Annotated in this window: 10 protein-coding genes and 2 pseudogenes; 5 read left to right on the top strand and 7 right to left on the bottom strand. The window is 41.0% G+C overall.

Features of this window, described 5'->3' with window-relative positions; all coding sequences use genetic code 11:
• Positions 1-10 precede the first annotated feature (10 nt).
• The 3 genes from nuoC to AXW61_RS08985 form a co-directional block, all read right to left on the bottom strand.
• On the bottom strand, positions 11-1,798 hold the full coding sequence (nuoC, locus tag AXW61_RS08995; RefSeq protein WP_010327357.1) for an NADH-quinone oxidoreductase subunit C/D: 1,788 nt from the start codon (positions 1,796-1,798) through the stop codon (positions 11-13).
• An 88-nt stretch (positions 1,799-1,886) separates the two neighbouring features.
• Positions 1,887-2,564 (bottom strand): NADH-quinone oxidoreductase subunit B, encoded by a 678-nt coding sequence (locus AXW61_RS08990; protein WP_004695382.1) that lies wholly within the window; start codon positions 2,562-2,564, stop codon positions 1,887-1,889.
• Between the two features lie 6 nt (positions 2,565-2,570).
• Positions 2,571-3,116 carry an NADH-quinone oxidoreductase subunit A gene (locus AXW61_RS08985; RefSeq protein ID WP_062034068.1) on the bottom strand — a complete coding sequence of 182 codons (546 nt, stop codon included), beginning with the start codon at positions 3,114-3,116 and terminating at the stop codon, positions 2,571-2,573.
• Positions 3,117-3,608: 492 nt separating this feature from the next.
• Between AXW61_RS08985 and AXW61_RS08980 the strand changes: the two genes are divergently transcribed.
• Positions 3,609-3,965, top strand: a complete 357-nt coding sequence (locus AXW61_RS08980; RefSeq protein WP_062034067.1) for a hypothetical protein — start codon at positions 3,609-3,611, stop codon at positions 3,963-3,965.
• Positions 3,966-4,013: 48 nt separating this feature from the next.
• Here the strand turns inward: AXW61_RS08980 and bfmS are convergent, their stop codons facing one another.
• Positions 4,014-5,678, bottom strand: a complete 1,665-nt coding sequence (gene bfmS, locus AXW61_RS08975) for a sensor histidine kinase BfmS (RefSeq protein ID WP_062034066.1) — start codon at positions 5,676-5,678, stop codon at positions 4,014-4,016.
• Positions 5,679-5,714: 36 nt separating this feature from the next.
• The gene (gene bfmR / locus AXW61_RS08970) at positions 5,715-6,431 is read right to left on the bottom strand and encodes a response regulator transcription factor BfmR (protein WP_004695375.1); all 717 of its coding nucleotides are present in this window, start codon (positions 6,429-6,431) and stop codon (positions 5,715-5,717) included.
• A 595-nt stretch (positions 6,432-7,026) separates the two neighbouring features.
• Between bfmR and AXW61_RS08965 the strand changes: the two genes are divergently transcribed.
• The 3 genes from AXW61_RS08965 (at position 7,027) to AXW61_RS08960 (ending at position 11,542) form a co-directional block, all read left to right on the top strand.
• A complete protein-coding gene (locus AXW61_RS08965) occupies positions 7,027-9,858 on the top strand; it encodes a ribonucleoside-diphosphate reductase subunit alpha (protein ID WP_062034065.1) in 2,832 nt (943 codons plus the stop codon).
• A gap of 125 nt (positions 9,859-9,983) precedes the next feature.
• On the top strand, positions 9,984-10,121 hold the full coding sequence (locus AXW61_RS17600) for a hypothetical protein (RefSeq protein WP_004695369.1): 138 nt from the start codon (positions 9,984-9,986) through the stop codon (positions 10,119-10,121).
• Between the two features lie 137 nt (positions 10,122-10,258).
• On the top strand, positions 10,259-11,542 hold the full coding sequence (locus AXW61_RS08960) for a ribonucleotide-diphosphate reductase subunit beta (RefSeq protein ID WP_004695366.1): 1,284 nt from the start codon (positions 10,259-10,261) through the stop codon (positions 11,540-11,542).
• Between the two features lie 552 nt (positions 11,543-12,094).
• On the opposite strand, the gene AXW61_RS08950 is transcribed toward AXW61_RS08960, so the two are convergent.
• Positions 12,095-12,505 carry a hypothetical protein gene (locus tag AXW61_RS08950; RefSeq protein WP_240487452.1) on the bottom strand — a complete coding sequence of 137 codons (411 nt, stop codon included), beginning with the start codon at positions 12,503-12,505 and terminating at the stop codon, positions 12,095-12,097.
• A gap of 192 nt (positions 12,506-12,697) precedes the next feature.
• Here AXW61_RS08950 and AXW61_RS17190 point away from each other — a divergent pair.
• Positions 12,698-12,910: pseudogene (locus AXW61_RS17190) on the top strand (IS3 family transposase); the annotation flags it as partial.
• Positions 12,911-12,951: 41 nt separating this feature from the next.
• On the opposite strand, the pseudogene AXW61_RS08945 reads toward AXW61_RS17190, so the two are convergent.
• Positions 12,952-13,691, bottom strand: a pseudogene (locus AXW61_RS08945) (POTRA domain-containing protein); the annotation flags it as partial.
• Positions 13,692-13,909 lie beyond the last annotated feature (218 nt).

The following is a 13,909-nucleotide window of genomic DNA, read 5'->3' as shown; positions in this document are numbered from 1 at the left end:
CGTTTACCCCTTAGCGATCCACGTCAGCCATAACGACGTCAATTGTCGCTAAATAAATGATCAAGTCAGATACCAGACTGCCATTAATCACAGAAGGCATTTGCTGTAAATGCGTGAAAGTCGGTGTACGAATACGGGTGCGATAACTCATCGTTGACTTGTCTGAAGTCAAGTAGTAGTTCGACGCACCTTTGACCACTTCCGCCATTACAGATGCTTCACCTGCAGGCATTACAGGACCCCAAGATACGCTTAAGAAGTGCGTAATCAAGGTTTCAATATCTTGTAAAGTCTTGTCTTTTGGTGGTGGAACAGCCAATGGATGATCTGCTTTGTATGCACCAGAAGGCATGTTGTCTAAACATTGCTTCACGATTTTGAGTGATTCTTCAATTTCACGGAAGTGAACAAGAACACGCGCATACGCATCGCCTTCGTACTCAAGTGGCACATCAAAGTCGTAGTTTTCATAGCCACTATATGGGCGATATTTACGAACGTCGAAGTCAATACCTGTTGCACGTAGACCTGTACCAGTTACACCCCAAGCCAACGCAGATTTCGCGTCATATTGCGCAACATTACGCGTACGACCTACAAATACAGAGTTTTTAAGCGCTGCTGTGTAGTATTCGTTCATACGCTTCGGCATCCAATCTAGGATTTCACGAATCAGATGTTGCCAGTTGTTTGGCAAGTCATGCGCTGTACCACCGATACGGAACCATGCTGGGTGCATACGGTAACCCGTGATCGCTTCAATCGCGTCATAGATTTTTTGACGGTCAGCGAACATATAGAATACAGGGGTCATACCGCCGGCATCTTGAATCGCAGTACCAATATACAATAAGTGGTTATTGATACGGAACAATTCAGACATCATGACACGGATACATTGCGCGCGGTCAGGTACAGTAATACCTGCCATTTGCTCCACACCCATCACATAAGGCATGTTTTGCGCACAACCGCCTAAGTAGTCGACACGGTCGGTATAAGGAATGAATGAATGCCACGTTTGACGTTCAGCCATCTTTTCCACACCACGGTGGTGATAGCCGATATCAGGCACACAGTCTTTCACTTCTTCACCATCCAACTGCAAGATTACACGGAAAGCACCGTGCGCAGATGGGTGGTTCGGACCTAAGTTCAAGAACATGAAGTCTTCGTCGTCATTACCGCGCTTCATACCCCAATCTTCAGGTACGAAACGAAGGTGTTCCTGTTCGTAATCCTGCTTCGCTTGGTTCTGCATATACGGTGTATATTCAGTGGCACGTGCAGAGTATTCTTTACGAAGTGGGTGACCTTCCCAATAGGTTGGCAACAAAATACGACGGAGCATTGGATGCCCTTCGAAATTGATCCCGAACATATCGTAAGCTTCACGTTCGTACCAGTTGGCATTTGGCCAAATATTGGTTGCAGTTGGAAGATTTACATCATTTTCACTCAATGCAACTTTGATACGAATATCACTATTACGCTCAAGCGATAATAAGTGATAGAACACAGTAAAGTCAGACGCAGGCAAACCGTCGCGGTGTGTACGTAAACGTTCATCTACCGCAGACAAGTCAAACAACATCACGTATGGACGTGACACTGTACGCAAGAACATTAAAACTTCTTGTACGCGCGCGCGCTCAACCCAGACCGTTGGAAAGTCTTCAAAAGTCGTTTGCACATAGAAGTTCTCGCCAAATTTGGTTTTGAGCTCTTCTACAATTGCAAATGCTGGGCGTGAATCAACTTGCGCTGACTCTGGCATAGCGTTTTCAGTTTCAGCCATTGGCTTGGCTTCCTATTTAATACAAATTCATTCAACCTAAACGACAACGACACCCAGACCGGGTGCATCAAAACAACTGTCGTTTAAATTATTTAATTTCATCCATAGAGCGTAAGTTTTTCACTGCAATACGTTCAGCATTCTTACGGTCACGTTCTGGCATCATCTTTGGCTTATACACTGGCTTAAGATCATCACCAATCACGGCAGAAAGTGGACGGCGCTCTAATTGAATTTGGTCTTGTAACAACATTAATGCTTGGATTAATGCTTCTGGACGGGGTGGGCAACCTGGAATATAAACATCGACTGGGATGATTTTATCCACACCTTGCACAACTGAATAAATATCGTACATACCGCCAGAGTTTGCACATGCGCCCATTGAAATAACCCACTTCGGTTCCAACATTTGTTCATATAAACGTTGAATAACTGGAGCCATTTTCACAAAGCAGGTTCCCGCCACAATCATCAAATCGGCTTGACGAGGTGAAGCACGGATTACTTCGGCACCGAAACGCGACAAGTCATGCACGCCTGTTAAAGTCGTTGCATACTCTACGTAGCAGCAAGATGTACCAAAGTTAAACGGCCAAACTGAGTTCTTACGACCCCAGTTCACTGCTGTATGTGCCACGTCCTCTAAACGAGTCATGAACACATTTTTATTCACTTCTTCTTCAAGCGGATCCGTTACGATTTGACGCTCTTGAAGTGGATATTGATCAGCATCCGGATTCGCACGGGTTAATGTATATTTCATCCCGAGTTACTCCTTATCAGACGATTTAGCCGGTGACTCTTTCACACGACCAGATGATTGAGCTGGGATTTGACCTGTAGGGTCCATAACCAACTCTTCAATTGAATTAAAGCGAGTGATTTCTGCAAGATTCATATTTGGAGAACCAACTTTAGGTTTAATCCCTGCTGCTTTACGTTTGTCAGAAGGCGACCAGTTAAGCGCACCAGTAGACAACTCATAAACCAAACCAACGAGTAAAACTAAAATAAATACTGCTGCAGTGGTGAAACCCACCCAACCCACTTCACGAACCGATGTAGCCCATGCGTAAAGGTAAAGCGCCTCTAAGTCGAATACGACGAAGAAGATTGCAACCAAATAGAACTTTGCTGACAGGCGGATACGTGCGCCACCAGCACCAACCACACCTGATTCAAATTGCTCTTGCTTTGCACGACCCCATGACTTACCCCCAAGGAGTAATGGGACAGTGAGCATAAAGACGCAAAGAAATGTAACGCCGATCACGAAGGCAATAATTGCCCATTCGTATGGAGTAATGGCACTCATGCGGGGATAACTCCTGGCAGGCCTAATTTATTAACAAAGAATGCATGTATTGGCCTTCAAATACACCAAACACAAAATTAATCCCGCCAATTGTACCCGATTGCTGACGTAAGTTGCTAGCTTATAGACCTTCGTCTTTAGGATGATTTCTCTTCGTTTTTTGAGATTTTTTCGATGAAAGCCCTTTTATTTCGAAACCAATCGCTTTATCTAATAAAACACTACTATTCTATTATTTTTCCAAATTTTGACATTCAAACAAAGCCTATAAAGCATTTTTTCAGCCTCATTCCGATAACAATCACACAATCAGCGGTTTAAAAAACTCAGCTCATCAACCGCAGCATTTTGCTTATTTTAAAAGTACAAAAGTAGATTAAGTCACTCATATTTTTTGTATTTTTTTGCAAATCACTCCAATCAATTAATGCACTTGGCTTTTTCTTGTGCTATTGATATAAACAACCAACAACAAAGAATAAGGAGCACCACATGAGTCTGGAATTCACCCATAAACCTAACTATTTTTTATTTGCCCAGTTGCTTATTCGCCATGTTGAAACTTATGTTCGTAAACACCCCGATGCCAATAATGCCATCTTTGATTTACGCGACATTTATGAACTTTTTCGCCAAGACAAAGCTTCAGCCACCACCAACCTTGATGGCATTATGAATATTGTGGATGAATATAAAATTGAAACGATTAATGGTGATCAAAAGCTCATTAGCCGTTATGGCATAGATACGCAAAACAACTCTTTATTGATTGACTTTAATGCAGGTGCGCTTGAAAGCCTAAAACAAGGCAAGCAGATTATTTCTCCTGATGCCAGCATCCAAGAATAAGTCAGCATTGAAAATAAAAAAGCACCGAATTTCGGTGCTTTTTTATGCTTAACTTTTTGGATCTGTACTATCTTTGACACTATATTTCTTTTTAGACTTACTAAAGCGGTGTGCCGGCCATGTCATGGTAAAACGTGCACCACCGAGACTTGGACTCTGATCCACTTTAACACTACCACCGAACCAATAGGCAATTCGGCTCACAATCGACAAACCTAAACCATAGCCACCCGATGCTCGAGTCCGGCTATCATCCAAACGTGCAAAGGCTTCAAAAACGCGCTCTCGCTCGTCTTCTGGAATACCAGGCCCGTCATCTTCAACACAAACATAGGCCATACCGCTGTCATTAATACCACCACTGACCAGCACCTGATGGTCGCCATAACGAACTGCATTACCAACCAAATTCTGCACCACGCGGTGTAAATAACGACGTTCAGCTTCAACTTTTAAAGTTAAAGGAGGGGCATTTAAATGAATTTCTTTCTGGGTTTTTAAGGCTTCCGTCTCAACCACCACCTGATCTAAGACTTCAAACAATACAATGTTTTCAATATCGAGTGATGGTGTGCCCTGCTCTAACTTGGCATAGGTCATGATTTCATCAATTAAGGTATTTAAAGCCTCAATATCTTTATCAATCATATCGACTTGCTGAAGACGATATTCATAATCATCTTCTTCAGCCAACATTTCCATACCAAAACGAATCCGAGCAACGGGCGTACGAAGCTCATGTGAGACCGCACGCATCAGCTCACGCTGCGCCTCGATGAGTCGCTGAATATGATCTGACATGCTGTTATAGCTATTGGCTAGACTGGCCATTTCATCCGTGCCGTCGACAGGCAAACGTAGGGTCATGTCACCCGCTTTCATACGGTTTAAACCGTAATTGACCTCACGCAGTTTACGCTGCATCGGTACAAGCAAGCCATACACCCCCAAACTGAGTACAAACAGGCTCAACAAGGTAATCCCTGCTGCGAGCTGAAACGGCATCCAGTTAAAAATAGGCACAGGCCCCAATACCAAAACCTTGCTCGGTGAACTTGGTAAAGGTGGAGACACAATAGAAATGGTGGTGCCACGCACAGAAGCACTATCACGATATAAGATCACGCTATGATCTAAACGCAAACGACCAATCTGCTCCGACTCTAAAGCCAGATTTTGTACTTCTTCAATCTGTACAGGATAAGAGAAATGTTTCTGTACTTTTTCCAAGTACTCTTCTTCTTGGCCTGGGTAATACACCAGATAATCTAGGATAAAAATCGGGAGTGCTTTCATTTGCAGCTCACCAATTTTATCTACTTTAATATACAGTAAATGATTCGGATCATCTTTTAGACCAATGATCAGGTACGCCACTTGCGTTTGCGCATCATAACGCACAGCCGCTTTACGCTCACTGATCCGCTTTAACTCTGCACGACTCAAATCCACTTTATCGGCTGGGATCATATTAATCGGCAGTTCAAGCAAATCTGAAGCATCTGAAATCCAGTCTGCTTTTTGCTGTGCATTGGTCTGACGGGATACACCCTCACTAATAATAAAGGAAATCCCGTCCGTCAAAGACTCGCGATATTCTTGCACTCGCTGATAGTTAATAATTTGTACAAGCAAATATCCCATGAGGGCAACAATAGCGACCAGCACTACCAGCCCAGCATAGATACGCAAGAATATACTGTGTTTGAACACTAAAAATGTCCCGTTTTAACGAATCAAATAAACGGCTTAAAGACCATTGGTTTCTTTTACAAATAAGTAGCCTTTACTACGTACCGTTTTAATACGTTTTGGATTTTCAGGATCATCACCAATTTTTGGACGAATACGCGAAATACGCACATCAATTGAACGGTCTTGACCGTCATATTCGATACCACGTAAGCGTTCGAAAATGTCTTCGCGAGAAAGAATGCGGCCTGCATTTGAAGCCAACAACCACAATAAATCATATTCAGCGCTGGTAAAGTCAACCAACTCACCATTTAAAGTCACTGAACGACCACCGTTATCGATCACCAGATCATCAAATTCGATACGCTGTGCAACTTCATCTTCAGGTGCTTTGTCAGTACGACGTAATAAAGCACGAATACGTGCAAGTAAAACACGTGGCTGAACTGGTTTTGCCACATAGTCATCTGCACCCATTTCTAGACCAAGCACTTGATCCATATCTTCGGTACGTGCGGTCAACATCAAAATCGGTTGGTGATAATGTGGACGAACTTCACGGCAAATGGTTAAACCATCTGCACCTGGAAGCATCACATCCAACACCACCATATCTGGTTGTTCTGCAATAATACGGCGAATGGCACGGTTACCATCGGGTTCTACCCCAACCTCAAGACCATTACGGATCAGGTACTCTTGAGTTAAGCGAGCTAGGCGCTCATCGTCTTCTACGATTAAAATTTTTGGTAACTTTTCTTCTTGGCTCATGGAGTGCCCCTTTATTTTGACGACTTAACGTATCCTTTAAAATCCAAGGGATACGCTCTGATATATTTTGCAATATACACACGTTTACATTGTAAACAAGATCTTGTTCACCAAACTGATACATCAAAGTAGCATTTTGTTATACATTTTTTTAAGCGCAAAATAAGTACTTTCTCACGTTTGTTCTATATCCAACCAAAGCAAAAGAAACGTTTCTTTACAAAATGGCGATTTTTCATACCAAATCACTGTTTGAACAGTTTATAACTCACTCATTCGTCTGTTTTGAACTTATCCACAATGTTATCTATAAGCACTTAAACCGAGCTTTGTTATGCTATCGCCTTGTCTAATAAGGCTTAATACAAGAATCATAAAAAAGGGATCTTTTTGAGATCTTTTCGAGACCAGATCGATCAAAATATTTAATAAAATGTCAATATTGATCTACCCTGAATTTTCCCGTATCTTGTGTTCAATTAATTTTTAAACCACTAGGTCTTGTGTTTAAACCTCAAACACTGTGGCATAAAAATTGCCCAGTTCAAACGGTCCATAGACATAAAAATAGATGACAAAATGGAGCTATGCTAGCATGAGCGTATCGAATTCAACCCCTGGTCAAATTCAGGTGATTAAACGCACTGGAGATGTTGCCAGCTTTGACGCAGAAAAAATCTCTGTTGCCATTGGTAAGGCATTTTTGGCTGTTGAAGGCCAACAAAGTGCTGACTCAAGCCGCATCCACGATCGTATTTCTCAACTTACCGAGATGGTATTAAATACGTTCAGTCGCCGCCTACCTTCTGGCGGTACAATTCACATCGAAGAAATCCAAGACCAAGTTGAACTTGCGCTAATGCGTACAGGTGAACAGAAAGTTGCTCGTGCGTATGTCATCTACCGCGATCAACGTGCTGATGCACGTAAACAAGCAGGTGAAAACCATCACCCGACCTTACAAATTACTGACGCCAATGGTCAGCTTCAACCGCTTGACATGCGTAAGCTTGAAGCGACTGTAACCAAAGCGGCTGAAGGTTTAGAAGGCATCAATGTTCAAGCGATCATCGATGAAACCATCAAAAACCTTTACAACGGTGTAAAAGCATCTGACATCGCAACCACGATGATGATGGCAACACGTACCCGTATCGAACAAGAACCAAACTATACCTACGTGACGGCTCGCCTACTTCGTGATGAATTGGTCGCAACAGGTTTAACTTTCCTTGGCTTGTCTGAAGACACAGCTGAAGGCGATGCTTTAGAAACTTTCCTGAAGAAAGGTATTGAACTAGACCTACTTTCACCAGAACTTCTTAACTTTGACCTTGTGAAATTGGCCGCAGCGATTCAACCAGAACGCTCAAACCAATTTACGTACTTAGGTCTACAAACATTATTTGACCGTTACTTCATCCACTCAGATGGCGTGCGTTTCGAATTGCCACAATTATTCTTTATGCGTGTTTCGATGGGTCTTTCACTCAACGAAGCAAACCGTGAAGAACGTGCAATCGAGTTCTACAACTTATTGTCAAGCTTCGATTACATGGCGTCTACGCCTACCCTGTTTAACTCAGGTACGCTACGTCCTCAGTTGTCGAGCTGCTATTTAACGACCATTGATGATGACCTATATGACATTTATGGCGCTATGCGTGATAACGCAATGCTATCTAAATGGGCAGGCGGTTTAGGTAATGACTGGACGCCAGTTCGTGCCTTGAACTCATATATCAAAGGTACAAACGGTAAGTCACAAGGTGTTGTTCCATTCCTTAAAGTGGCGAACGATACTGCTGTTGCAGTTAACCAAGGTGGTAAGCGTAAAGGTGCTGTGTGTGCATACCTTGAAACTTGGCACTTGGACATCGAAGAGTTCCTAGAGCTACGTAAAAACACGGGTGATGACCGTCGCCGTACGCATGACATGAACACCGCGAACTGGGTTCCTGACTTATTTATGCAACGTGTTTTTGAAGATGCTGAATGGACACTGTTCACGCCGTCTGAAACACCAGACCTACACGACTTAATGGGGGCAGAATTCGCTGAGCGTTATGCACACTACGAAGCGATTGCGAAAGAAACAAACATGTTGCACAAGAAAATTCGTGCAAAAGATTTGTGGCGCAAAATGCTGTCGATGTTGTTTGAAACTGGTCACCCGTGGATCACATTCAAAGACGTATGTAACTTACGTTCACCACAACAACACGTTGGCGTAGTTCACTCTTCTAACTTGTGTACAGAAATCACATTAAACACAAGCAAAGATGAAATTGCGGTATGTAACTTAGGTTCGATCAACCTTGTACAACACGTTCAAGGTGGTGTGTTAGACCGTGAAAAGCTTGCACGTACAGTAAAAACAGCGGTTCGTATGCTCGATAATGTAATCGACATTAACTACTATGCTGTGCCACAAGCGAAAAACTCGAACTTGAAACACCGCCCAGTGGGTATGGGTATCATGGGCTTCCAAGATGCGCTGTATGAAATGCAACTCGCTTATGGTTCTGATGCAGCAGTAGACTTTGCTGATGAATCGATGGAAGTGATCAGCTACTACGCAATTTCAACATCAAGTGATTTGGCTGTTGAACGTGGTACTTATGAGACATTCAAAGGTTCACTGTGGGATCAAGGTATCCTGCCAATTGACTCGCTAGACCTTGTTGCTAAGACACGTCCTGAGCGTATGTTTGAAGTTGACCGCACTCAACGTTTGGACTGGGACACTTTACGTGCCAAGGTTCAAAAAGACGGTATGCGTAACTCAAACGTGATGGCCATTGCACCGACTGCAACCATTTCAAACATTTGTGGTGTGTCTCAGTCGATTGAGCCCACATTCCAAAACTTATATGTAAAATCGAACCTATCAGGCGAATTCACAGTAATCAACCCGTACCTAGTACGTGCGTTGAAAGACCGTGGTCTGTGGGACTCTGTGATGGTGAATGATCTGAAACACTTTGAAGGTTCAGTTCAGAAGATTTCTCGTATTCCTGAAGAGCTTAAAGCAATCTTCGCGACGGCATTTGAAGTTGAGCCACGCTGGATTGTGGATGCTGCATCACGTCGTCAAAAATGGATCGATCAAGCGCAGTCTTTAAACCTTTACATCTCTGGTGCAAACGGTAAGAAACTTGACTTGACCTATAAAATGGCTTGGTTACGTGGTTTAAAAACAACGTATTATCTCCGAGCTTTAGGTGCAACTTCTGCTGAGAAATCAACCATTAACACTGGTGCATTGAATGCAGTAAAACCTGCAACTGTAACGGCAGCGCCTGTTGCAGCAGTTGCTCAGGAAGTTAAACCAGAAGTGGTTGCTGAAGATGAAGGCTTTGGTCAAGCAGCTCCAGTGCCAATGGCGTGTTCAATTGACAATCCAGACTGTGAGGCTTGTCAGTAATCACCTCCCCTAACCCCTCCTAAAAGGAGGGGAATTACACCAAACTTATTGAGGTGTGAAAGTCCCTCTTTCATAAAGAGGGATTTAGGGAGATTAAAAAATTAAAGACGACCTAGGAACTCACCATGCTCCATATGACACATAACTATATGTTAGGTCTTGCGACCTTGGTGATTTCCTTTGTGGTTTTGTTTTATATGCCAATTGCCTACTTTTGGGTAAAAGCAAACCAAAGCAAAAAGCGAAAGCAAAATAAGTCGTGAGAATCACGTTCTATGCACAGTTTTAGAACAACGGTTGGCAAAACTTAATTTTGCTTTCACAAATTAAGCGTATAGTAAGACATCTCAGCACTGCTGGATGTCGATAAAAGATATAAAGCAACGTAGAGAGAATTGATATGTCTATCCTAAGTTGGGACGATTTCGAAGATGATTCGCAAAAACCGGCTGCACCTGAACACAAGTCTGCGCCCGTCGAACCGCAAAAAGCGGCTAATCCGCAGATGGTATCTGCTGCAGAGCAACCACAGAAGAATGTGGCAACTGCACAACCCACTTCAACCCCTCGAAGCCGATCAACAAATCCAGCCGATCCGTTGGCAAGAGCATCTAACGCCTTAGAAAGTTTAGATGTTGCTCCTGGTCTAGAAGAACTAGAAATGGGTGCACAACGTGTACAGGTTGACGACAAAGCGATGATTAACTGTCGTGCGGACTTAAACCAACTTGTACCGTTCAAATACGAATGGGCATGGCAGAAATATCTAGACGGTTGTGCAAACCACTGGATGCCACAAGAAGTCAACATGAACCATGACATCGCGCTTTGGAAGTCTGAAAATGGCTTAACTGAAGACGAACGTACCATTGTTATGCGCTCTCTTGGTTTCTTCTCTACAGCAGACTCATTGGTTGCAAACAACTTGGTATTGGCGATTTACCGTCACATTACTAACCCTGAATGCCGTCAGTACATTTTGCGTCAAGCCTTTGAAGAAGCCATTCACACTCACGCTTACCAATACTGTATCGAATCTTTAGGTATGGACGAAGGCGAAGTCTTCAACATGTACCGCGAAGTTCCATCAGTTGCGCGTAAAGCAGCTTGGGGCTTGAAATATACGCAGTCTTTAAGTGATCCTACTTTCCAAACTGGTACACCTGAAAACGACCAAATTTTGCTTCGCAACTTGATCGCGTTCTACTGTGTTCTTGAAGGGATCTTCTTCTACTGTGGTTTCAGCCAAATCTTGTCGATGGGCCGTCGTAATAAAATGAATGGTGTTGCTGAGCAATTCCAATACATCTTACGTGATGAGTCTATGCACTTGAATTTTGGTATCGACATGATTAACCAAATCAAGATCGAAAACCCAAGCTTGTGGACTGCTGAATTCCAAGAAGAAATCATTCAAATGATTCTTGAAGGAACAATGCTTGAAATCGAATATGCTCGTGACACGATGCCACGTGGTGTATTGGGTATGAATGCTGCGATGATGGAAGAATACTTAAAATTCATCTGTAACCGCCGTTTAGCACAGTTGGGCTTACCTGAGCAGTTTGCTGGTGTGAACAACCCATTCCAGTGGATGTCTGAAATGATGGACTTGCGCAAAGAGAAGAACTTCTTCGAAACACGTGTGACAGATTATCAGACTGGCGGCGCGCTGAGCTGGTAAGGTAAAACACGCGTTGAACGACACATCAGTTGTCATAGAAAAAGGCTGCTATTTGCAGCCTTTTTCTATTAGAAACAAATTATGGTAACTCTTTGATCATACTTATTGAAAACAAATATTCTTGATGGTCATCACTAATTTCCAGAGTAGCGTACTTTTATACTTTCATTTTTTTACAATACAAACTAATGGTTTTATTCAAAATCACATATCACCAGCTGTCAATAAATCATGATGTTTCTCGCAATATATTTCATTATACCAAGTATAATGCATGTCATTATTAATGCTTACAAAGATCCATAAAGGTATATTGACCAATGATTTTGAGGCAAGTTTGTTATTTAAAAAAATGAATCTACTATCTTTCTTGGGCCACTCAGGCATTTCATTATAAGATCTAATAGAGTTTCCTAAATCTATTTCTTTTACTATGATTTCTTTTAGACATTCACAGATATATATTCTATTTAAATTAAATTTCATTAACTTATACTAACTCACACCTCACTTTGAACAAAAATAAGAAAGCATAATTTTTATTATTACGTTTTAAAACTCCAAACTCATGGAAATATCGCCTTGTTTGGGATCGTAAGTAAACTCGACTAAATTCCATTTGTGATTTTCTTTATTCAAAATAACTTTAGTAAGATGTTCTACATAGAAATTACTATGCTCTAATTTATATTTTTTCATGAATCTTTTCAAAATCTTAGAGTTAAGAAAGTCTTTTTCAAAAAACTCTGTGGTTTGAAACAATATATAAATCATATTTTCTGTTTTCAGAAATACTTTCAAATCAACCATATCACTTAAATAAATTAGTTGATTATAAAAGTAGTGTTGTTTGCCATTTATTGATTCTTTTTTGAAAAAATTTAAAGCATGAATATTAGCCAAATCAATAGTTAAGTTATCAATTTTTAAAATTTTTTCATCCAATATAATTTGTAAATTCAATTTATTTTCCATATTTAATTATTTTACCTATTGAAGTTAGATTTTTTATCTGAGTTTTCAATAAAATATTGAGTTCCTCCTCGACAGCTATAAAAAATTTCGACCTTTTTATGAGTTAATATTTCCTCTAAATCTTCTATCGATTTTGCGCTGTGATATCCATTACCATTAACCCTTCAATGAGTAAGCGGGGGAGATTGTTACGATAATGCCCCAATTGAAAGCTTCTGGGGAATACTTAAAAATGAGTTGATTCATCATTGTAACTATAAATCAAGAGAAGAAGCGAAAGCGGATATTATAAAATACATAGAGCTATTTTATAATCAGCAAAGAATCCAAAAAGGGTTAGATTTTAAAACACCGAATCAAATGGCAGAGGACTTTTACAAGTTAGCTGTATAGAATCTCCCAAGTGGAAGTCTCCTGTAATTTCAGCACACATCAGTAAACAGATGGTCTAAAGATAAGGTTGCTGTGCTTTGAGATTTCCCAGTTGAATCTGAGCCTGTATCATCAACACCTAAATGAATCCGGTAGGGTTTTGTTTGTTGCCTTCCCAGTTCTAAATCACTATAGCCAGGTTGATTACGTTGCTCTGAGGGTTTTATTTTAAAGTCTGCCTCAACAGTCGGCACACGTTTAAAGTTTTCTAAGCCTTGTTCAATATCCTGAATATTTAAAATATCCCCAGAGCGAACAGGCAAGGCATTAAATTTATGAGCACGCTTTGACGTCTCTTGAACAAATTGAATTTGATCTACCTTCCCAGCAATCACTTGTAGTTTAATCTCACCCGAGGCAATATTTTGTTGAGGGAGCAGCATTCGGGTAGTGACATAACCATGACTAATAATACTGTTTTGAATCAAATCTAAAGCTTGGTTTAAATCTTGTACGCCAATACATCGGCCAATGAGATTATGTTCAACTTGCGTGACGGGGCGCATAGTAAAAGTAAATTGACGCGCATCCTCCCCCATCAACACAAATTTTTTAATTTCAAACATACATCTTCACTGTTTGATTTTAGATATTGCAGTTATGTTTGGGTTTGAAGTTGTTTTTCTAATCCCGTTTGCACTACAGCTTCGGGCTGTAATTGCTTTTGTAATGCTTCATCACGTTGTTGCTGGCGCTGAACGGCATCTATTTATAAGTCTGGACGTAATTGTGGGTCAGCTGCATAAGCCGAACAACTTAATAAGCTTAACATAATGAATATTTGGTTTTTTTATTTTTTTAAATACATATTGAACATAGTGTAAGATAGTTTTATTGAATTACTACCAATTGATATAATTATGTAAACAAAAAATATACTTAACAAATTAATTTAAATAAGTGCTTAATTTATCTATATTTTATTTTCTATTAATTAACGACATTAAATACATACTATAC

This window comes from Acinetobacter sp. BMW17 (assembly GCF_001592855.1).
Lineage (GTDB): Bacteria > Pseudomonadota > Gammaproteobacteria > Pseudomonadales > Moraxellaceae > Acinetobacter > Acinetobacter johnsonii.
The sequence above is the reverse complement of the archived record's forward strand: the minus strand, read 5'-3'. Positions and strand labels throughout refer to the sequence as shown.

What these genes read in the sequence shown, in the direction of transcription:
- AXW61_RS08980 (WP_062034067.1), top strand. Translation starts at nt 3,609, where the DNA reads ATGAGTCTGGAATTCACCCATAAACCTAACTATTTTTTATTTGCCCAG.
- nuoC (WP_010327357.1), bottom strand. Translation starts at nt 1,798, where the DNA reads ATGGCTGAAACTGAAAACGCTATGCCAGAGTCAGCGCAAGTTGATTCA.
- AXW61_RS17600 (WP_004695369.1), top strand. Translation starts at nt 9,984, where the DNA reads ATGCTCCATATGACACATAACTATATGTTAGGTCTTGCGACCTTGGTG.
- AXW61_RS08960 (WP_004695366.1), top strand. Translation starts at nt 10,259, where the DNA reads ATGTCTATCCTAAGTTGGGACGATTTCGAAGATGATTCGCAAAAACCG.
- AXW61_RS08990 (WP_004695382.1), bottom strand. Translation starts at nt 2,564, where the DNA reads ATGAAATATACATTAACCCGTGCGAATCCGGATGCTGATCAATATCCA.
- AXW61_RS08965 (WP_062034065.1), top strand. Translation starts at nt 7,027, where the DNA reads ATGAGCGTATCGAATTCAACCCCTGGTCAAATTCAGGTGATTAAACGC.
- AXW61_RS08985 (WP_062034068.1), bottom strand. Translation starts at nt 3,116, where the DNA reads ATGAGTGCCATTACTCCATACGAATGGGCAATTATTGCCTTCGTGATC.
- bfmR (WP_004695375.1), bottom strand. Translation starts at nt 6,431, where the DNA reads ATGAGCCAAGAAGAAAAGTTACCAAAAATTTTAATCGTAGAAGACGAT.